Here is a 20369-nt window from a genome sequence, read left to right as displayed (position 1 = left end):
CGATCGAAAAACTCTCGCCGCATCACACGTGGATAAGCCGGCGGCACCTGCAACCTCCCTAGTCACGGAAATTGCATTGACCGTATGAATCTGCCCGGCTTTCTTCGCCACCACGTTACGAACGCGAGGACGAGTCAGCTGCGGAGTGTTTCGATGACCGCGCTGAAATCCCTGCCGGCGTTGTCAACGGCGAACTTCGTGTAGATCTCGGCGGCGTGGGTGCCCAACGGGGCCGACGAACCGGTGGACTCCACGGCCGCCATCGCCAGGCCCAGGTCCTTGTTCATCAGCGCGGTGGCGAACCCCGGCTTGAAATCATTGTTGGCCGGGGACGTCGGAACCGGTCCGGGCACCGGGCAATTCACCTGCACGGCCCAGCAGTTGCCGGTCGCTCCGGTGATCACGTCGAACAGTGCCTGCTTGTCCAGACCCAGCTTCTCGGCCAGGACGAAAGCCTCACCGACGGCGATCTGTTGCACGGCCAGCACCATGTTGTTGCACACCTTGGCGGCCTGACCTGCACCGGTAGCACCGCAGTGAATGATCTTGCCCGCCATGGGTTCCAGTACGGCGCGGCCGCGCTCGACGGCATCGTCCTCACCGCCCACCATGAACGCCAACGTGCCCGCGACCGCGCCCTTGACCCCGCCAGACACCGGGGCGTCGAGTTGGGCGAAGCCGTGCTCGAGCGCAACCGTGTGCACTTCGCGGGCGTCATCGACCGAGATCGTCGAGCTGTCGATGAACAGTGCGCCCTCGGCGGCAGCCGGCAGCACCTCGGCGTAGCAGCTCTTCACCAGTGCCCCGTTGGGCAGCATGGTGATCACCACGTCGGCGCCGGTGACCGCCTCCGCGCCGGTGGCGAAGACGTTGACGCCGTTGGCCTTTGCCGCCTCCTGTGCGGCGGGCACCGGATCGAAGCCGCGCACGGTGTGCCCGGCGGTCACCAGGTTGGCGGCCATCGGGCCGCCCATGTTGCCCAGCCCCAAGAACGCGATCGTGCTCACGTACGCCTCCTATGCAGAATTGCGGGCCCGGCTCGCCTCGGAGCGGCCGATCACCACGCGCATGATTTCGTTGGTTCCCTCAAGGATGCGGTGTACCCGCAGATCCCGGACGATTTTCTCCAGACCGTACTCGCGCAGGTAGCCGTAGCCGCCGTGCAACTGCAGCGCCTGATCGGCCACCTCGTAACACGTGTCGGTGACATACCGCTTGGCCATCGCGCACAACGTCACCTTGTCGGGATGGTTGGCATCCAGCGCGGAGGCCGCCCGCCACAACATGTTTCGTGATGTCTCCAGGCCGGTCGCCATATCGGCCAGGGTAAATCGGATGGTCGGCTCGTCGAGCAGGGCGCCACCGAACGCCTGGCGGTCGGCCAGGTAGCCCAGTGCCTTGTCGTAGGCGGCCTGTGCTCCGCCGAGCGAGCAGGCGGCGATGTTGATCCGCCCGCCGTTCAGACCGTTCATCGCGATCCCGAAGCCGGTGCCCTCGGTGCTGCCCAGCAGTGCCTCGGCCGGAACCCGCACGCCCTCGAAGATCACCTGCGCAGTGGGCTGGGCATTCCAGCCCATCTTCTGCTCCTGTGCGCCGAAACTCAGCCCCGCCGCGTCCTTTTCGACCACGAAAGCGGAAATGCCCTTCGGGCCGTCGGCACCGGTGCGGGCCATCACCACGTACACATCGGAGCTGCCCGCCCCGGAGATGAACTGCTTGACCCCGTCGAGGACGTAATCGCTGCCGTCGCGGACCGCCCTGGTCCGCAGCGCCGCCGCATCCGAGCCGGCACCCGGTTCGGTGAGGCAGTAGCTGGCGATGGCCTCCATCGACGCCAACCTGGGCACCCAGGTCTTGCGCTGCTCCTCGGTGCCGAAGCTGTCCACCATCCACGCGCACATGTTGTGGATGGACAGGAATGCCGCCAAGGTGGGGTCGGCGGCGGCGAGTGCGGTGAAGATGCGCACCGCATCCAGTCGCCGCAGCCCGCTACCGCCCGCGTCCTCACCGCAGTAGATGGCTCCCATACCGAGTTCGGCCGCCTCGCGCAACACGTCGGTGGGAAAGTGATGGGTCTCATCCCATTCCAACGCGTATGGCGCGATGCGCTTTTCGGCGAACGCGGCCGCCGTCTCGGCGATCACGCGTTCGTCGTCATCCAGGTCGTCCAGATTCACAGGTGCACTACTTCATGGTCGGGATGACGAACTCAGCGCCATCCTTGATGCCCGACGGCCACCGCTCCGTGACGGTCTTGGTCTTGGTGTAGAACAGGATCGAATGCGGCCCGTGCTGGTTGAGGTCGCCGAATCCGGACCGCTTCCAGCCGCCGAAGGTGTGGTAGGCCACCGGAACCGGGATCGGCACGTTGACGCCGACCATGCCGACCTGCACGCGGGACACGAAGTCGCGCGCGGCATCACCGTCGCGGGTGAAGATCGCCACGCCGTTGCCGTACTCGTGCTCCGACGGCAGCTTGAGGGCTTCCTCGTAGTCGTGGGCACGGACGATGCACAACACCGGACCGAAGATCTCGTCGGTGTAGATCGACATGTCGGTGGTGACGTTGTCGAACAGGGTGGGGCCGATGAAGTAGCCGCTCTCGAGGCTGGCATCGCCGAAGGTCAGCTCATTGCTCGCGCGCTCGCGGCCGTCGACCACGAGTTCGGCGCCGGCTTCGACGCCCTGGCCGATGTAGTCGCGCACCCGCTCGAGTGCCGCGCCGGTGACCAGTGGCCCGTAATCGGCCTTGGGATCGAGGCTGTGTCCGACCCGCAGCTGGTTGATGCGCTCAACGAGCTTGTTGCGAAGCCGTCGCGCTGTTTCCTCACCGACCGGCACCGCGACGCTGATCGCCATGCAGCGCTCACCGGCGCTGCCGTAGCCGGCGCCGATCAACGCGTCGACGGCCTGGTCCAGATCGGCGTCGGGCATCACGATCATGTGGTTCTTGGCGCCGCCGAAGCACTGTGCGCGCTTGCCGTGCGCAGCCGCGCCCGAGTAGATGTACTGCGCGATGTCGGAGCTGCCGACGAAGCCGACGGCCTTGATGTCGGGGTGCTCGAGGATCGCGTCGACGGCTTCCTTGTCGCCCTGCACCACCTGGAACACGCCGGCCGGCAGACCGGCCTCGATGAACAGCTCGGCCAGCCGCAGCGGAACCGAGGGATCACGCTCGGACGGCTTGAGCACGAACGCATTTCCGCACGCGAGCGCGGGGCCGGCCTTCCACAGCGGGATCATCGCCGGGAAGTTGAACGGGGTGATGCCCGCGACCACTCCCAGGGGCTGGCGGATCGAGTACACGTCGATACCGGTGCCTGCGCCCTCGGTGAACTCGCCCTTGAGCAGGTGGGGGATACCGACCGAGAACTCGATGACCTCGAGGCCGCGCTGGATGTCGCCCAGTGAGTCGGCGACGGTCTTACCGTGCTCCAGGGAGAGCAGCTCGGCGAGCTCATCGGAATTCTGGTTCACCAGTTCGATGAACTTCATCAGCACCCGGGCGCGGCGCTGCGGGTTGTAGGCGGCCCATTCCTTCTGGGCCTCGACGGCGCCGGCCACCGCGGCGTCGACGTCGGCGGCCGACGCCAGGGCCACCTGCGCCTGCACTTCACCGGTGCTCGGGTTGAGCACATCGGCGGTGCGGGTCGACCCGGCGGAGGTGCGCTGGCCGTTGATGAAGTGGGGGATCTGAGTGGTCATGGCGTTCCGTCCCAAGAGAGATGCGCAGTTAAGTGGCTCGGGGCATACCCGAGATACTTGCATATCCTAGTAATTGGTCGGAGTGTTTGGCAAGGGTCGTGTGTGGGCGGCGTTCGTCAGCGGCTCCGGCTGACGCGCCACCGCAAGGGCGGCGCGGCGTACCGGCGCTGGAACGCGCGGCTGAACGCGGCGGATCGGCTAATTTTCCGGCGAATGGGTCATGGCTGTTTGCCCCACCCTCGAAATATGGTGGAACGGTCGCGGGTGGTCAGCGCCTGGGATTCCGAGACCGAGGAGGGTCCGAAGATGACCGACAAGCCGGCAATCGTTCTGGTGCACGGGTTTTGGGGTGGAGCGGCGCACTGGGCGAAGGTGATCGTGGAACTGAGCAGGCGGGGCTACGACAAGCTGTATGCGGTGGAGAACCCACTCACGTCCCTGCGGGACGACACGCACCGCACACAGCAAATGGTCAAGCAGGTCGACGGGCCCGTGTTGCTGGTCGGCCATTCGTACGGTGGGGCGGTCATCACCGAAGCGGGGGATCTGCCCAATGTCGTCGGACTGGTCTATGTCGCGGCCTTCGCGCCCGACGCGGGGGAGAGCCCCGGCCAGATCAGTGAGCAACTGCCACCGGCAGCGTTCGACAACATCGCCCCGGACTCGGATGGCTACCTGTGGATCAAGCAGGACGAATTCGCCGAGAGCTTCGCCCAAGATCTGCCCGACGACGAGACTCTGGTGATGGCGGTGACCCAAAAGGCGCCGCTCGGTTCGACTTTCGGTGACGCTGTGTCCGTCCCGGCCTGGAAGCGCAAGCCCACCTGGTACCAGGTTTCGACCGCGGACCGCATGATCCATCCGGACAACGAACGCCGGATGGCGCGACGGATGAACCCGCGCAAGATCATCGAACTCGATGCCAGCCATGCGTCGTTGGCGTCCCAGCCCACCGCTGTTGCGGATCTGATCGACGACGCGGTGGCCGAACTCGGCGGCTAACCGAGAGGTTCAGCCGGGCCCGAATGCGCGGAACGCACCGCGCCGATGCTCGCGACGGTGACCAGGGCCACGCCCAGATAGCCGAGCAGTCCGATCTGCTGACCGAGCACCACGAGCCCGGCGAGCGCGGCGGTGACCGGTGACAGGCAGGTCAGCACGGCGAAGGTGGCCGGCGTGAGGCGGCGCAGGGAAATCAACTCCAACGAGTACGGGATCACCGAGGACAGCACTCCGACCGCCGCGCCCACCCCGAGCACGCGCCAGTCGAGTGCGTCCAGGGGTACCGAAGCGACCGCGAACGGGGCGACGACGAGGGCTCCCATCGCCGTGGCCAATGCCAGGCCGTCGACGCGACGGAACTCGGCGGCGGTACGCGCAGACGCCAGGATGTAGCCGGCCCACGCCACGCCCGCGGCAGCCGCGAAGGCGAATCCCGTGGCCTCGAAGTGCCCGCCGTCCCCGTGCGGCAGGCCCAGCATCGCGACCCCGGCGAAGGCCAGCGCGGCCCACAGCCACGCGACCCGGCGCGTACCCGTCACCACCGAAAGGATCAGCGGGCCGAGGGCTTCGATGGTCACCGCGATGCCGAGGGGAATCCGCTCGATGGCGAGGTAGAAGCAGAAGTTCATCGTGCCCAGCGTCACGGCCAGTGCGATCGCCGCGCCCCAGGCCTGCCGCGTCAGGCCCCGCACCGATGGGCGTACCGCTGCGCACAGGATGACACCGGCGACCCCGAACCGGGCGAACAAGGCCCCCACGGTGCCGACCGCGGCGAACAGTCCGACCGCGAACGCCGCGCCCACCTCCTGGCTGATCGCGGCGACCACCACCAGCAGCGCAGCCCCGAGTGGGGCGCGCGTGGTCACACCGCCACCGTCACACCGTCACCTGAAGGTGGGCCCCCGTCGCCAGTTCGGCATAGCCCCGCATCAGCCGTAGCGCAGTGGCGCGGTCGAGGTCCGGGTCCCGCGCCACGATTCGGTACCCGAGATAGTCCTCCATGGACATCAATGTCATGGCGATATCGCGCGCGGGTGCGGCGAGTGTGAAAATTCCTGCAGTAGAGCCTGTTTCGAGGATCGAAGCGTAGAGGCCCACCTGCCGGTGATAGATGTGCTGGACATCGGGGCGTTGGTCGAGCACGAATCCGGCGGCCATCACAGCCCGCCAGATCGACCGCCACTCGACGTCCTCCGGCCCGGACGGCAGCCCGGCCGCGATCATGAACGCGATCTGATCCCGCGCGTCCTCGGTGCGCTCGACGACGGCGAGCCGGTCGTCGTAGAACTTGCTGTCCGAGCGCTGCGCGAGCGCCGAGAGCAGCTGGTCCATCTCGCGGAAGTAGTAGCGCACGGCGTTGGGGGTCAGATTGAGCTCAGCGGCGACGTCGGCGATCCGGAACGCGGTCAGATCGTTGCGCTCGATCAACGCGATCGTGGCGTCGAGGATCTCCTCACGTCGTTGCGCCTGTCGGTTCGGCCGTCCCACGGGTCCCATCCTTCACAAATTCGGTCACTTCAGTTGACTCCGGTGGCTACCCACCGCCATTATTTTCCAATCCTGAAAAGAATTTGGCCACAACTTTCCGGAGGACGCATGCTGGACTGCTCCTCGCGGCGTCCGCGCGCCCGCGATATCGGCGTCGTCATCGGCGAGCACCCCACGGGCCTGAACAACGCCATCACCGATGTGGCCGGCGTACGCGTCGGGCACACCACGATTCAGCGGCCCGGACCCAACCCGGTCAACACCGGCGTCACCGTCGTGATCCCACACCCCGAGATCTTCACCGAGCCGGTGTTCGCCGGGGCCCACCGACTCAACGGCAGCGGAGAACTCACCGGACTGGAGTGGATCCGTGAGTCCGGTGAGCTCACCACACCCATCGGCCTGACCAACACCCACAGCGTCGGCGTCGTCCGCGACACACTGGTCCAAGCCCAGGTGCGGGCCCGTGGCGACGGGCTTTACTGGTCCCTGCCGGTCGTGGGGGAGACCTACGACGGGCTGCTCAACGACATCAACGGCCACCACGTCCGCCCCGAACACGTGGGCGCCGCACTCGCCGACGCCACGGGCGGCCCGGTCGCCGAAGGCAATGTCGGCGGCGGGACCGGCATGATCTGCCACGGCTTCAAGGGCGGGATCGGAACCGCATCGCGGGTCACCGACACCGTGGCCGGGCCCTACACCGTCGGCGTGCTCGTGCAGGCGAATCACGGTCGGCGGGAACGCCTTCGGGTCAACGGGGTGCCGGTCGGGGAGATGGTGGGTCCCGAGCTGGTGCCGACCCCTCACCTTCCGATTCCGTATCCGGCGGGATCCGGCTCGATCATCGTCGTGATCGCCACCGACGCGCCGTTGCTGCCACATCAGTGCACCCGGCTTGCGCAACGCTCGGCCCTGGCCGTCGGCCGGGTCGGCGGAACAGGGGAGCAGTACAGCGGCGACCTGATGCTGGCCTTCTCCACCGGCAACCGGGGAATCCCGCCGTACGGGTGGGACGAGAACCCCGATGCCAACCGCCCCGAGATCGCGGTGCGCATGGTGGCGCCACAGTTGATGACCCGACTGTTCGACCTGGCGATCGAGGCCACCGAGGAGGCCATCGTCAATGCTCTGGTGGCCGCTGAGACCATGACCGGCCGCGGCGGGTTGACCGCGCATGCGCTCGATCACAAGCTGCTCCACTCGGCCCTGGTGCTGGAAGGTCACTGAGCTCGACACGGGTGCGTGTCGAGCTGATGCGCTCATCGTCGCCTCGCCGCACGGCCCCGTATGCAGTAGTGGACTACCTCATTCAGCCCTGGACGCGGGCGCGCAACTCGTTGACGAACGCGCGGGTGTCGTCCCACGTCGGCAACAGCCCCGCGGCCCGCACCTGCTCCAGCGTCGGGGCGGCCGCGTCACGGTCGGACAGCACCGGCTCGCCCTCGATCGGCCAGTCGATCCCGAAGTCGGTGGCCAAAATGGTGTGCTCCCGCTCCGGGCTGTACGGCGCCGAACACAGGTACATCACCGTCGAGTCGTCCTGCAGCGACAGGAAGGCGTGACCGAGACCCTCGGACAGATACACCGAACGCCGGTCGAGTTCGTCGAGCAGCACCGAATCCCACTGTCCGAAAGTCGGGGAGCCCACCCGGATGTCGACCACCACGTCGAGCACGGCGCCGCGCACACACGTCACGTACTTGGCCTGGCTCGGCGGCAATTCGGCGAAGTGCACACCGCGAAGCACCCCGGCCGCCGACACCGAGCAGTTGGCCTGCCGCACGTCGAAGCGGTGCCCGGTCATCTCGGTGAATCCGGCCTCGGTGAACCACTCGAAGAACATGCCGCGTGCATCGCCGTGCAGCTTGGGTGTGATCTCCCACGCGCCGGGGATGGTCAGTTCGCGCGCGGTCACTGGCCGCGCACCGAGTAGTTGGTCTCCACGTTGTCTTTCAAAGGGCCCCACCAGGATTCGTTGTTGCGATACCAGTCGATGGTGGCCGCGAGGCCTTCGTCGAAATCGGTGTGTTTGGGCGCCCAGCCCAGTTCGTCGTGCAGCGTCGACGGGTCGATGGCGTAGCGCAGGTCGTGGCCTTCCCGATCGGTGACGTGGTCGAAGTCGTCCGGGTCGCGGTCCATCAACCGCAGCAGGGTGCGCATGACCGTGAGATTGCTGCGCTCGCATTCGGCGCCGATGAGGTACGTCTGCCCGACGCGGCCCCCCATGAGGATCTGCCACACCGCACGGTTGTGGTCGTCGACGTGGATCCAGTCGCGCACGTTGGCGCCGGTGCCGTAGAGCTTGGGGCGCCTGCCGGTGAGGACGTTGGTGATCTGACGCGGGATGAACTTCTCCACATGCTGATAGGGCCCGTAGTTGTTGGAGCAGTTCGAGATCGTCGCGCGCACCCGATAAGAACGCACCCAGGCCCGTACCAGCAGATCGGCGGCGGCCTTGGTCGATGAATACGGGCTCGACGGGTTATACGGCGTGGCTTGCGTGAACCGGGCCGGATCGTCGAGCTCGAGATCGCCGTACACCTCGTCGGTGGAGATGTGGTGCAACCGGGCCCCGTGCGCGCGGACCGCCTCCAGCACCGTGAACGTGCCGATGACGTTGCTGTGCAGGAACGGTTCCGGGTTCGCCAGGGCATTGTCGACGTGGGTTTCCGCCGCGAAGTGCACGACGGCGTCCGCCTCGCCGACCAACTGGTTCACCAGGCCGGCGTCGGCGACATCGCCTTGTACCAGCCGAATCTGGCCGGCCACGGGAGCCAGAGATTCCTGGCTGCCCGCGTACGTCATCGCGTCGAGCACCGTCACCGACGTGGTCGTCGCCTCCCCGACGGCAAGTCGCACGAAGTTTGCGCCGATGAACCCGGCGCCGCCGGTGACCAGTAGCCGCATGCGCCAACCCTAACCGGCCGCAGCGTCAGCCCTTCAGGCCCAGTGGCCCGGCCAATTCGGTCAGTGTCGGGATCAGCTTGTCCGGACCGCCGAGCACCTGGATCGTGACATGGTCGGCGCCGTTGGCGACGTGTTGCTGCAGGCGCGCGGCGATCGCCTCGGCGGTCCCGTGCGCGACGACCGCGTCGATCAACTTGTCGCTGCCCGGCTTGGCGATGTCATCTTCGGTGAAACCGAGCCGGCGCCAGTTGTTGAGGTAGTTGCTCAGGTTCAGGTAGAAGTCGACGGTCTCGCGTCCGATCGCCCGGGCCGCCGCGGCATCGGTGCTCAGCACCACCTTGTGCTCGGGTGCCAGGAACACCGACTCGCCCAGCACCTCGCGGGCATGGGCGGTGTGCTCGGGCGTCGTGAGGTAGGGGTGCGCGCCGGCGCTGCGCTGTGCGGAGAGCTTGAGCACCTTGTCGCCCAGTGCGGCGATCACCAGCCGGCTGGTCGGTACTTTGGCCGCGTCCAGCACGTCGAGGTATTCGACCAGTGCTTCATACGGCTTGCGGTATTCGCCGGTGTGCTCGGGATGCCCCACCCCGATGCCGAGCAGGAACCGGCCCGGGTATGCCGCCTCGATGCGGTGGAACGATTCGGCGACCGCGTTGGCGTCGGCCGTCCAGATGTTGACGATGCCGGTGGCCAGCTGAAGTGTCTGGGTGCGCTCCAGGATCGGCTCGGCGAAGGCGAGGTCGGCGGACGGCGAGCCACCCACCCACAGTGCGCCGTAACCCAGCTTCTCGATCTCGACGGCCTGCTCGGGCGGCACCGCCCCGAACGTCCACACTCCGTAGCGACCCAGATCCGGCTTGAGCGAGAGCGATTCGGTCATCTGAGAGTCCTTGTCTGTCGGTCCTCTTAAGCCAGGCCGAGCGGCCCGGCGAGTTCGGCCAGTGCGGGTACCAGTTTGTCCGGTGACGTCAGCACCTGTACAGGCACGTGGTCGGCGCCGGCGTCGCGATGCTGCCGCAACCGGGCGGCCACCTCGTCCACTGTGCCGTACGCGACGACGGCGTCGATGAACCGGTCACTGCCCGGTTTGGCCAGATCCTCGTCGGTGAAGCCGAGCCGCTTGAAGTTGTTGAGGTAGTTGCTCAGACCGAGGTAGATGTCGAGTGCCTTGCGGCCGAGAGCGCGCGCCTTCTCGGTGTCGGTGGTGAGCACCGCCTTGTGCTCGGGAGCCAGGAACGCGTCGGGACCGATCAACTCGCGGGCCTGTGCGGTGTGTTCCGGTGTGGTCAGGTACGGGTGCGCACCAGCGGAACGGGCCGCCGACAGTTGCAGCACCTTGGGGCCGAGCGCGGCGACGATCCGGCGGTGTTGGGGCACGCCGTACTCGTCGAGCTTGTCGAGGTAATCGGTGAGCGCGTCGAGCGGTTTGCGGTACTCGCCGATCGCCTCTCGGTGGCCGACGCCGATGCCCAGCAGGAACCGGCCCGGGTAGGCGGCCTCGATGCGGTGGAACGACTCGGCGACCGGGCCGGCGGCCGCACTCCAGATGTTCACGATGCCGGTGGCCAGCTGCAAGGTGTCGGTGGCGGCCAGGATCGGATCGATCCACTCCAGTTCGGCGGGCGGCGACCCGCCGGCCCAGATCGCGCCGTAGCCCAGCCCTTCGATGTCCCGCAGCTGCTGCGGCGAGAGCTGCTGGAACTGCGAATAGTGGCCGAACGCGCCGTATGTGCCGAGATCGGGCTTGCTGCCCGCCGTGGTCTGGGTCATGAACGTGTCAACCGGGGTCCGTGCGGGGGCTATTCCGGGCGAATCACGCTGATTGTGGATCTGGCCGGGCCGGCACTACTCCGACGCTTCAGTCTCGGCGGCCCTGGTCTCGGGTGCGGGAGCCTCCAACGGCAACAAGACGATGAAGCGGGTGTCGCCCGGCTTGGACTGCACCCGCAGATCCCCGTGGTGCTTCTCCACCACGATGCGCCAGGCCAGATCCAGGCCCAGGCCGGTGCCCTCGCCGAACGGCTTGGTGGTGAAGAACGGCGTGAAGATCCGGTTGATGTCCTCGGCGGGGATGCCCGGCCCGTCGTCGCCGATCTCCACCCGGATCATCTCGTCGGTCTCCCGGCAGGTGCGCAGGGTCAGCGTGCCGTGGCCACCCATCGCCTGGACGGCGTTGTCGATGATGTTGGTCCACACCTGATTGAGATCGCCTGGGTAGCAATGCAATTCGGGCAATGACTTGTCCAGGTCCTTGCACAGGCCGACCGGCTTGTCCTTGCCGATCTTGTCGCCGAACATCATCAGCGTGCTGCGCAGCAGTTCGTGGACGTCGGCGCTCTGATAATCGCCGCGGTCCATCTGCGAGTACTGCTTGGCGCCGGCCAACAACGCCGAGATCCGCTTGCTCGCCTCGGCGATCTCGTTCATCCGCAGCTCGGTGTCGATCGTGTACTTCAGCCAACCCAGAGCCGCCTGCAGGGTGGCCGACGCCTCCCCGTCCTTGAGCGCGTCATCGACGGATGCCGAGATACGTTCCAGCCAGTCGATGTCGAGACCGGCCTCGACGAATGTCGGGGCGTAGTCCCAGGCGAACACGATGTCGTGGTCCTCGAGCCAGTCGCCCATCTCGTCTTCGCGGTCGGAGGTCTCCAGTGCGGTGAGCTCCAACCCCTTGTGCTTGGCGACCTGCTCGGCGACCTCGTCCTGGATGGTCACCAGCATCCGCAGCGCCTGCGGGGTGAACTTGCCGTCGGCCAGCATCGCCAGCTTGTGACGCATCTTGCCGACGCCTTCGCGAAGGTCGGCCACGGCGCGGGCGGTGGCCGCCGCCGGGTTGTTGAGCTGATGGGTCAGGCCCGCCGTGATGTTGCCGAGGGCCAGCAGCTTCTCGCGCTGACCGATGATCTGGCTCTGCCGCCGGCCGCCGACCTTGTGGCCCTCCAGCAGGTGTACGGCCATCGGGAACTGGGACTGCATGAACCCCGCGAACGCATTGGCATCCAGGACGAACACCCGCGACGGCTTCGTCAGGCGTACGGACGCCTCGTAGACGTGTTCCTCACCGGGGATATAGGCCGACCAGGCGCCGAAGTACACGCCGCGCATCGAGGTGCGGTTGGTCTGGATGTCGACGCCGCCGGAGCGCTTCGACATCACCAGCTCGCCATCGAGCATCACGTAGAAGCACGTGGCCGGATCACCTTCGGTGACGATCGGGCCGGCCGGGAACGTCTCGATGCTGCCGGCCTGGCACAACGTGTCGAGTTGCGCGTCGGACAGGTGCTCGAACAGAAACAGTGTCCGTAGTTCGTCCCGCACGCAGGTCTCGCCCATATCCGTCCTCAACTCCTCAGGCCTCGCCGGCCATCACGCTTCTGCCAGGTAACGGTGCACGAGCATCACAGCCATCGACCCTTCGCCGACGGCGGCAGCCACCCGCTTGGCGGACTCGGCACGCACATCTCCTGCAACAAACACACCGGGCACACTTGTTTCCAGATGGTGCGGCGGACGTTCCAGGGTCCAGCCGCACACGTCGCGCAGGTCGGGGCCGGCCAGGATGAACCCGTGGTCGTCGCGGGCGACCACGCCGTCGAGCCACTCGGTGCGCGGGGTCGCGCCGATGAAGCAGCACAGGCGCGTCGCACGCACCTCCTCGTGCTGGCCGGACTGCCTGTTCACCAACTCCAGTCCGACCAGGTGGTCGTCCTCGCCGGTGGCACCGACCACCTCGGTGCAGGTGCGCACGAAGATGTTGGGCGTCTGTTCGATCTGCTGGATCAGGTAGTACGACATCGACGCTTCCAGCGACGGTCCGCGCACCAACAGCGTCACCGACTTGGCCTCGCGCGACATGAACATCGCGGCCTGCCCGGCCGAGTTGGCGCCGCCGACGATGTACACGTCCTCGCCCTTGCATTCGGAGGCGTCCGACACCGATGCGCCGTAGTACACGCCGCGGCCGACGTAGTTGTTCGGATTGTCGGGATCCGCGAAGCATCCCGGCACCGGGAGCTGCCGGTACTCGACACCGGTGGCCAGGATCACCGCGCGGGCGCCGATGGTCTCGCCGTCGGCGAACGTGATGGTGCGGGCCGCGCCCGCGATGTCGAGCGCGACGGCTTCGCGGGTGGTGATCACCTCGGCGCCGAACCGCTCGGCCTGTCTGCGGGCCGAGGTGGCCAGTTCGGCCCCCGACACCCCGGTCGGGAAGCCCAGGTAGTTCTCGATCCGGGAACTGCGACCGGCCTGTCCGCCGGTCGTGGTGCCCTCGATCAGCACGGTCTTGAGACCCTCGGAAGCTCCGTACACCGCGGCGGCCAGACCCGCCGGGCCGCCGCCGATCACCGCGAGGTCGTACATGGTCAGCGACGGGGTGGTCGAGAGCCCCAGCATGTCGGCGAGCTCGCCGTCACTGGGTTCGACCAGCGTCTCGCCACCCTCGGTGATCACCACCGGGAGCTGCAGACCGTCCAGTCCCGCGGCATCGAGGAGTTGACGGCCGACGGGCTCGTCGGTGGTGAACGCCCGGAATGTGTGCTGGTTGCGGGCCAGGAACTGGCGCACCTCCCAGGACCGCGAACTCCACTGGTGTCCGATCACCTTGGTGTGCGGGATGGCCCGGTCACCGACGGCGTGCCAGGCCTCCAGCAGGCCGTCGACCACCGGGTAGAGCTTCTCCTCGGGCGGATCCCACGGCTTGAGCAGGTAGTGGTCGAGGTCGACGACGTTGATGGCATCGATCGCCGCGGTGGTGTCGGCGTACGCCGTCAACAGCACGCGCCTGGCCATCGGGTAGAGGTCCATCGCCGACTCGAGGAACTCGATGCCGCTCATCTGCGGCATCCGGTAGTCGGCGACGAACACCGCGACGGTGTCGCCGCGCAGCTTCAGCTCGTTGAGGGTCTCCAGGGCGTCCGGGCCGGATTCGGCACGCACGATCCGGTAGCGCTCGCCGTAGTGGCGGCGCAGATCGCGGGCGACGGCACGCGAGACCGCGGGATCGTCGTCGACGGTCAGGATTACAGGTTTACGGGGCTGGGAGGCGGGGCCAGTCATCGTCACCAATTATGCGCCCCGCCGCCAGCAGTTTTCTCAGCTCGGGTGCGAGCTGCTCCCGTTGTTCGCGTTCGAACCCTGGAGCATGGACGCCACGTCGATGCCCGAGGCCTTGAGCGACTCGAGGATGTTGGCCACCGCGAGGGGGCTGACGCCGAGCAGGCTGCTCACAGCGTCCTGGGTGTCGCCTGACCCGCCGATGATCGACAGCCGCTCGATTTCGGCCAGCGGTGCGGCGGCCGCCTCCGTCGCCTTGACCACCGAGGCCAGCACGTCGGGCAGCATCAGCAGGCGCGCGGCGTCGGCCGTGTAGCCGTTGAGTGCGGCGGCGATCTCCTTCTTGCCGTTGGCCTCGGCCAGCAACTTGGCCTCGATACCGGCGGCCTCGGCCTGCTGTTCGACGCGCAGCGCGTCGGCCAGTTCCTTCTTGCCGGCAGCCTCGGCGACCAGCTTGGCCTGCAGGCTGTCCGCCTCGGCCTGCTTCTCGACGCGCAACGCGTCGGCGGCGGCCTTGCGGGCGTCGGCGTCGGCCTGGCCCTTGCGCCGCTCGGCCTCGGCAGCGGCCTCGGCAGCCAGGATCGTGGACTGGCGCTGACCTTCGGCGAGCGCGATGTCGGCCTGCCGTTTCGCCTCGGCGGGCGCGATCACGTCGGCCTGCAGAGCGGCCTGCGCCTGCTCGGCGCGACGCTGCTCCACCTCGATGCGGGCCTGCACCCGGGCCGCCTCGGCCTGCTCGGTGGCGATGCCGACGTCCTTCTGGGCGCGGGCGTTGGCCAGCGGTCCGGCCTGGTCGGCCTGGGCGTTCTCGGCCTCGGTCTGCGCGCGCAACCGGGCCAGTTCGACATCGCGCTTCTGGTTGGCGGTGGCGATCGCGGTGTCGGCCTCGGCCTGCGCGATCGAACCTTCCTGGCGGGCCTTGGCCGACTGGATCTGGGCGTCGCGCTCGGCTTCGGCGGTGCCCACCGTGGCGTCCCGCTTGACCTCGGCGATGCGCCGCTGGCCCAGTGACTTCAGGTAGTCGTTGGCGTCGGAGATACCGGCGATCTTGAGAACGTCGACCTCCATGCCGATCCGGGCCAGGTCGCCGCCGGCCTCCTCGACCACGCTGCGGGCCAGGCTGTCGCGGTTGGAGTTGAGGTCCTCGACGGTCATGGTCGCGGTGATACCGCGCAGGCTGCCTGCCAGGATCTCGTTGATCTGCCGCTGCAGCTCGTTGAGGTCGGACGTCAGGAAGCGCTGCACCGCGGTCTGCACGGCCTCGTCGGCCGAGCCGATGCGGACCAGGCCGACGGCTTCGACGTTGACCGGCACACCGTTGTTGGACAGCGCGTTCTGCAGGTTGATGCTGACGTTGAACGGTTCCAGGCTCATGATGTCCACCCGCTCGATGCCGGGCATCCGGAACCGGGCCCCGCCCCGGACCACTTTGGGTGTGCCCCGACCGGTGAAGACCGCCACCTCGTTGGGCGGCACCTTGATGTAGTTCTTGACGTAGACCAGCGGTATGACCACCAGGATCAAGATGGCGGCGATGGCAGCCAGGAGGACGATGAGCGCCAGTGACACTGTGGTGGCCTTTCTGAAGGTTCGGTGCTCGGGTACTACTCAGGTTTCTGGAACAGCGACGACGTGAACGAAGTCGGGATCGATATCGGCGATGTAGACACGGGTGGCCTTGGGCAGCGCGGCGGTCTCGTCGCTCTTGGCCCGGGAGAACACCCGGTTGCCGTCGGTGTCGACGAAGGAAACCTCGCCCCAGCCGCCGGGCGGGACATCGAGGGTCACCGTGCCGAGCAGGCCGACGTACGAGGACCGGCCCCGGTGCGAGTTGGACTGCTGGCGGCGCATGTAGGGCAGCAGTAGTCCGTTCAGGGCGAACACCAGCACGACGGCGCAGGTCGCGGCCAGCGCTGCGGTCCACACGGTGCCCAGCCCCAGCCACGTGCCGATCAGGCCTCCGGTCCCGGCGCCGAGCAGGGCCACCGACAGGCCGGTCAGGCTCAGGAACGGCATACCGTCCCCGTGCCCGACATCGGCGAGCAGAAGGGCGGCCAATACAGCGATGCCGCCGACGACGAACGCGGCCAGGTAGACAGCCATCACGTGCTCGTGGTCTCCGTTCCCCCAGACAGCGGATCAGTCCGTACCATTGTCGCTTGATCGGGGGGTCCGCCGCGCACCAAATTTCGGCGGAGGTATCGGGCGGCCAGAGCTGATCAGCCGTGATTTTGGCGCAGGCCGTCGAGCGGGTATTGTGGACCAACGGTGCGGCTATCGTGCCGACTTTTTGCGTGCCCCGTCTTGGAACTGCTGAATTTCTGCAATTTCTCTCGATCCGGCTCACGTTTCGAAGTCGGTCGCCAGCAGCATCGCGACGGGCTGCATTGCGACTGATGAAGCTACGAAACGAAAGCAAGGATCGCCGAAAAGTATGGCCAAGAAAGACGGTGCCATCGAGGTCGAGGGTCGCGTGGTCGAACCTCTGCCCAATGCGATGTTCCGCATTGAGCTGGAGAACGGACACAAGGTCTTGGCCCACATCAGCGGCAAGATGCGGCAGCACTACATCCGCATCCTGCCCGAGGACCGGGTAGTGGTGGAGCTCTCTCCCTACGACCTGTCCCGGGGCCGCATCGTGTACCGGTACAAGTGACCCGATAGAAGCCCGACCAGTAACGACGAGAACGGTGACGTGCGCATCTGCACGCCACCAACAGAGCCAGAAGGATCGAAAAGCCGTGAAGGTGAACCCGAGCGTCAAGCCCATCTGCGATAAGTGCAGGGTGATCCGCCGGCATGGGCGGGTCATGGTGATCTGCAGCGATCCGCGCCACAAGCAGCGCCAGGGCTAACCGTCCACACACGGACGGCGCACGACAACTGAATGATGAACTCCCAGCACCACTGAGCGATACGCCGCTCATCTGCGATGCAAGCCGAGCGCAAGCATCCACGTCCGGAACGGAGGCCGGACCCCGGAGAGTCCTTAGGGGCTGATGGGAACGGGCTGGGACCAGACCTCCGCAGAGAAGAAGGAACACCGCCACATGGCACGTCTCATGGGCGTCGATCTTCCGCGCGACAAGCGCATGGAGATCGCGCTGACCTACATCTACGGCATCGGCCGTACGCGCTCGCAGGAAATCCTTGCCGCCACCGGCATCGAGAAGGACCTGCGCACCAAGGATCTGACCGACGATCAGGTGTCCCAGCTGCGCGATTACATCGAAGGCAACCTCAAGGTTGAGGGTGACCTGCGCCGCGAGGTGCAGGCCGACATTCGCCGCAAGATCGAGATCGGCTGCTACCAGGGCCTGCGGCACCGCCGCGGTCTGCCGGTGCGTGGCCAGCGGACCAAGACCAACGCGCGCACCCGTAAGGGCCCGAAGCGCACCATCGCCGGCAAGAAGAAGGCTAGGTAACCCCGATGGCACCACCGAAGAAGGCCGCGGGCGCCAAGCGCGGCAAGACCACCCGTCGCCGGGAAAAGAAGAACGTCCCGCACGGCGCCGCGCACATCAAGAGCACGTTCAACAACACGATCGTCTCGATCACCGATCCCCAGGGCAACGTCATCGCCTGGGCATCCTCGGGTCATGTCGGCTTCAAGGGTTCGCGTAAGTCGACCCCGTTCGCCGCGCAGCTGGCCGCCGAGAACGCCGCCCGCAAGGCGCAGGAGCACGGCGTGAAGAAGGTCGACGTGTTCGTCAAGGGCCCGGGTTCGGGCCGTGAGACCGCCATCCGCTCGCTGCAGGCCGCAGGCCTCGAGGTGGGCGCGATTTCCGACGTCACTCCGCAGCCGCACAACGGCTGCCGTCCGCCCAAGCGGCGCCGGGTCTAGGGAGGATCTGAACAATGGCTCGTTATACCGGACCCGCCACTCGCAAGTCGCGCCGTCTCGGCGTCGACCTCATCGGCGGAGATCAGTCGTTCGAGAAGCGCCCCTACCCGCCCGGCCAGCACGGCCGCGCGCGGATCAAGGAGAGCGAATACCGCACGCAGCTGCAGGAGAAGCAGAAGGCTCGCTTCACCTACGGCGTGATGGAGAAGCAGTTCCGCAAGTACTACGAAGAGGCCAACCGCAAGGCCGGCAAGACGGGTGAGAACCTGCTCCAGATCCTGGAGAGCCGCCTGGACAACGTGGTGTACCGCGCCGGCCTGGCGCGTACCCGCCGGATGGCCCGTCAGCTGGTCAGCCACGGCCACTTCACCGTCAACGGTGTCAAGGTGAACGTCCCGAGCTTCCGGGTGTCGCAGTACGACATCATCGACGTCAAGGAGAAGTCGCTCAACACCCTGCCGTTCGAGGTTTCTCGGCAGACCGCGGGTGAGCGTCCGATCCCGTCGTGGCTGCAGGTCGTCGGCGAGCGTCAGCGCATCCTGGTGCACCAGCTGCCCGAGCGCGCGCAGATCCAGGTGCCGCTCGCCGAACAGCTCATCGTCGAGTTCTACTCGAAGTAATGACTTACCGGCCACCCGGCCGGTAAGTACCCAGACGGCATCAAATAGCGGGTGCCGAGAAGGAGAAGAACACAATGCTGATCTCTCAGCGACCCACACTGGCCGAGGAAACCCTCGCCGACAACCGCTCCAAGTTCGTCATCGAGCCGCTGGAGCCCGGTTTCGGTTACACGTTGGGTAACTCGCTGCGGCGCACGCTGCTGTCGTCCATCCCGGGCGCGGCGGTCACGAGCATCCGCATCGACGGTGTGCTGCACGAGTTCACCACCGTCCCCGGGGTGAAGGAAGATGTCACCGACATCATCCTGAACCTCAAGGGCCTGGTCGTGTCCTCCGAGGAGGACGAGCCGGTCACCATGTACCTGCGCAAGCAGGGCCCGGGTGCGGTCACCGCCGGTGACATCGTCCCGCCGGCCGGTGTCACGGTGCACAACCCGGACATGCACATCGCCACCCTCAACGACAAGGGCAAGCTGGAGGTCGAGCTCGTCGTCGAGCGCGGTCGCGGCTATGTCCCGGCCGTGCAGAACAAGGCGTCGGGCGCCGAGATCGGCCGTATCCCGGTCGATTCCATCTACTCGCCGGTCCTCAAGGTCACCTACAAGGTGGAGGCCACCCGTGTCGAGCAGCGCACCGACTTCGACAAGCTGATCCTGGACGTCGAGACCAAGAACTCGATCAGCCCGCGTGACGCCCTGGCGTCGGCCGGCAAGACCCTGGTCGAACTGTTCGGTCTGGCACGGGAACTCAACGTCGAGGCCGAGGGCATCGAGATCGGGCCGTCGCCGGCCGAGGCAGACCACATCGCCAGCTTCGCGCTGCCGATCGACGATCTGGACCTGACCGTCCGTTCGTACAACTGCCTCAAGCGCGAGGGTGTGCACACCGTGGGCGAGCTCGTCGCCCGCACGGAGTCCGACCTGCTGGACATCCGTAACTTCGGCCAGAAGTCCATCGACGAGGTGAAGATCAAGCTGCACCAGCTGGGTCTCTCGCTCAAGGACAGCCCGGCCACGTTCGATCCGTCCGAGGTCGCAGGTTACGACGCCGCTACCGGCACCTGGACCAGCGACGCCGGCTACGACCTGGACGACACCCAGGACTACGCCGAGACCGAGCAGCTCTAAAGAATTCCGTCCCGGTCCTACCTGATACGGGGACCGGCCCCAATTAGGAGATAGTCGCAATGCCCAAACCCACTAAGGGGCCCCGCCTCGGCGGGTCGTCCTCGCACCAGCAGGCGCTCCTGGCCAACCTGGCCACGTCGCTGTTCGAGCACGGCCGGATCAAGACGACCGAGCCCAAGGCCCGGGCGTTGCGTCCGTACGCCGAGAAGCTGATCACCCACGCCAGGAAGGGTGAACTGCACAACCGGCGCGAGGTCATGAAGAAGATCCGCGACAAGGACGTCGTGCACGCCCTGTTCGCCGAGATCGGTCCCTTCTTCGCAGATCGCGAGGGTGGCTACACCCGCATCATCAAGGTCGAGAACCGTAAGGGCGACAACGCCCCCATGGCGGTCATCGAGCTGGTGCGGGAGAAGACCGTGACCTCCGAGGCGGACCGCGCTCGTCGCGCCGCCGCCGCGCAGGCCAAGGCTGCCGAGGCCGAGGCTCCCAAGGCTGAAGAGGCCGAGGAAGCCGCCGAGGAGACCCCGGTTGCCGAGGTCGAGGCCGAGGACGCCGCCATCGCGGATGCCGAGACCGCTGAGGCTGCGGCTGAGGATGACTCTGCCAAGTCGTAGTGAC

General features: G+C 66.9%; 22 protein-coding genes. 9 read left to right on the top strand and 13 right to left on the bottom strand.

The window, feature by feature from the left end; translation table 11 throughout:
- Positions 1-134: 134 nt before the first annotated feature.
- Genes mmsB through ACWEFV_RS13375 form a run of 3 tightly spaced genes read right to left on the bottom strand, consistent with a single transcriptional unit; the run spans position 135 to position 3705 of the window.
- Complete coding sequence (gene mmsB, locus ACWEFV_RS13385) at positions 135-1007, bottom strand: 3-hydroxyisobutyrate dehydrogenase (RefSeq protein ID WP_450070496.1); 873 nt, start codon at positions 1005-1007, stop codon at positions 135-137.
- 9 nt (positions 1008-1016) lie between these two features.
- Complete coding sequence (locus tag ACWEFV_RS13380) at positions 1017-2177, bottom strand: acyl-CoA dehydrogenase family protein (RefSeq protein WP_450070495.1); 1161 nt, start codon at positions 2175-2177, stop codon at positions 1017-1019.
- Positions 2178-2184: 7 nt separating this feature from the next.
- The gene (locus ACWEFV_RS13375; RefSeq protein WP_450070494.1) at positions 2185-3705 is read right to left on the bottom strand and encodes a CoA-acylating methylmalonate-semialdehyde dehydrogenase; all 1521 of its coding nucleotides are present in this window, start codon (positions 3703-3705) and stop codon (positions 2185-2187) included.
- 306 nt (positions 3706-4011) lie between these two features.
- Between ACWEFV_RS13375 and ACWEFV_RS13370 the strand changes: the two genes are divergently transcribed.
- A complete protein-coding gene (locus ACWEFV_RS13370; RefSeq protein ID WP_450070515.1) occupies positions 4012-4707 on the top strand; it encodes an alpha/beta hydrolase in 696 nt (231 codons plus the stop codon).
- On the opposite strand, the gene ACWEFV_RS13365 is transcribed toward ACWEFV_RS13370, so the two are convergent.
- Positions 4704-5573 carry an EamA family transporter gene (locus ACWEFV_RS13365; RefSeq protein ID WP_450070493.1) on the bottom strand — a complete coding sequence of 290 codons (870 nt, stop codon included), beginning with the start codon at positions 5571-5573 and terminating at the stop codon, positions 4704-4706. The two genes, ACWEFV_RS13370 and ACWEFV_RS13365, sit on opposite strands and share 4 nt — an antisense overlap.
- Before the next feature lie 10 nt (positions 5574-5583).
- Positions 5584-6204: a TetR/AcrR family transcriptional regulator gene (locus tag ACWEFV_RS13360; RefSeq protein WP_450070492.1), complete on the bottom strand. Its 621-nt coding sequence runs from the start codon at positions 6202-6204 to the stop codon at positions 5584-5586.
- Positions 6205-6303: 99 nt separating this feature from the next.
- On the opposite strand from ACWEFV_RS13360, the gene ACWEFV_RS13355 reads away from it, so the two are divergent.
- Positions 6304-7425 carry a DmpA family aminopeptidase gene (locus ACWEFV_RS13355; protein WP_450070491.1) on the top strand — a complete coding sequence of 374 codons (1122 nt, stop codon included), beginning with the start codon at positions 6304-6306 and terminating at the stop codon, positions 7423-7425.
- An 82-nt stretch (positions 7426-7507) separates the two neighbouring features.
- On the opposite strand, the gene ACWEFV_RS13350 is transcribed toward ACWEFV_RS13355, so the two are convergent.
- The 8 genes from ACWEFV_RS13350 to ACWEFV_RS13315 form a co-directional block, all read right to left on the bottom strand.
- Positions 7508-8113, bottom strand: a complete 606-nt coding sequence (locus ACWEFV_RS13350; RefSeq protein WP_450070490.1) for a dTDP-4-dehydrorhamnose 3,5-epimerase family protein — start codon at positions 8111-8113, stop codon at positions 7508-7510.
- Complete coding sequence (rfbB, locus tag ACWEFV_RS13345; protein ID WP_450070489.1) at positions 8110-9105, bottom strand: dTDP-glucose 4,6-dehydratase; 996 nt, start codon at positions 9103-9105, stop codon at positions 8110-8112. The genes ACWEFV_RS13350 and rfbB overlap by 4 nt, the downstream gene beginning before the upstream one ends.
- Before the next feature lie 25 nt (positions 9106-9130).
- On the bottom strand, positions 9131-9982 hold the full coding sequence (locus ACWEFV_RS13340; protein ID WP_135452933.1) for an LLM class F420-dependent oxidoreductase: 852 nt from the start codon (positions 9980-9982) through the stop codon (positions 9131-9133).
- A 26-nt stretch (positions 9983-10008) separates the two neighbouring features.
- The gene (locus ACWEFV_RS13335; RefSeq protein WP_450070488.1) at positions 10009-10872 is read right to left on the bottom strand and encodes an LLM class F420-dependent oxidoreductase; all 864 of its coding nucleotides are present in this window, start codon (positions 10870-10872) and stop codon (positions 10009-10011) included.
- 75 nt (positions 10873-10947) lie between these two features.
- A complete protein-coding gene (locus ACWEFV_RS13330; protein ID WP_135452935.1) occupies positions 10948-12435 on the bottom strand; it encodes an ATP-binding protein in 1488 nt (495 codons plus the stop codon).
- Between the two features lie 33 nt (positions 12436-12468).
- Positions 12469-14160 (bottom strand): FAD-dependent oxidoreductase, encoded by a 1692-nt coding sequence (locus ACWEFV_RS13325; RefSeq protein ID WP_135452936.1) that lies wholly within the window; start codon positions 14158-14160, stop codon positions 12469-12471.
- A 36-nt stretch (positions 14161-14196) separates the two neighbouring features.
- Positions 14197-15726 carry a flotillin family protein gene (locus tag ACWEFV_RS13320; RefSeq protein WP_450070487.1) on the bottom strand — a complete coding sequence of 510 codons (1530 nt, stop codon included), beginning with the start codon at positions 15724-15726 and terminating at the stop codon, positions 14197-14199.
- A 39-nt stretch (positions 15727-15765) separates the two neighbouring features.
- Positions 15766-16260: a hypothetical protein gene (locus ACWEFV_RS13315; RefSeq protein WP_210115484.1), complete on the bottom strand. Its 495-nt coding sequence runs from the start codon at positions 16258-16260 to the stop codon at positions 15766-15768.
- A 331-nt stretch (positions 16261-16591) separates the two neighbouring features.
- On the opposite strand from ACWEFV_RS13315, the gene infA reads away from it, so the two are divergent.
- From infA to rplQ, 7 genes are all read left to right on the top strand, one after another.
- A complete protein-coding gene (infA, locus tag ACWEFV_RS13310) occupies positions 16592-16813 on the top strand; it encodes a translation initiation factor IF-1 (RefSeq protein WP_003418601.1) in 222 nt (73 codons plus the stop codon).
- Between the two features lie 85 nt (positions 16814-16898).
- Positions 16899-17012: a 50S ribosomal protein L36 gene (rpmJ, locus tag ACWEFV_RS13305; RefSeq protein ID WP_003879483.1), complete on the top strand. Its 114-nt coding sequence runs from the start codon at positions 16899-16901 to the stop codon at positions 17010-17012.
- A 195-nt stretch (positions 17013-17207) separates the two neighbouring features.
- Positions 17208-17582, top strand: coding sequence for a 30S ribosomal protein S13 (rpsM, locus tag ACWEFV_RS13300; RefSeq protein ID WP_135452939.1), 375 nt, complete (start codon positions 17208-17210; stop codon positions 17580-17582).
- A 5-nt stretch (positions 17583-17587) separates the two neighbouring features.
- Entirely contained in the window at positions 17588-18001 is a 414-nt protein-coding gene (gene rpsK, locus ACWEFV_RS13295; RefSeq protein WP_004571524.1) for a 30S ribosomal protein S11, read from the top strand.
- Between the two features lie 14 nt (positions 18002-18015).
- Positions 18016-18621: a 30S ribosomal protein S4 gene (gene rpsD, locus ACWEFV_RS13290; protein ID WP_135452940.1), complete on the top strand. Its 606-nt coding sequence runs from the start codon at positions 18016-18018 to the stop codon at positions 18619-18621.
- Positions 18622-18695: 74 nt separating this feature from the next.
- Complete coding sequence (locus ACWEFV_RS13285; RefSeq protein WP_450070486.1) at positions 18696-19748, top strand: DNA-directed RNA polymerase subunit alpha; 1053 nt, start codon at positions 18696-18698, stop codon at positions 19746-19748.
- Positions 19749-19807: 59 nt separating this feature from the next.
- Positions 19808-20365 (top strand): 50S ribosomal protein L17, encoded by a 558-nt coding sequence (rplQ, locus tag ACWEFV_RS13280; RefSeq protein WP_135452942.1) that lies wholly within the window; start codon positions 19808-19810, stop codon positions 20363-20365.
- The last annotated feature ends 4 nt before the right edge of the window (positions 20366-20369 follow it).

It is taken from the genome of Mycobacterium sp. NPDC004974 (genome assembly GCF_053600815.1).
Note: the sequence above shows the minus strand (reverse complement) of the source record. Positions and strands in the feature narration are given on the sequence as shown.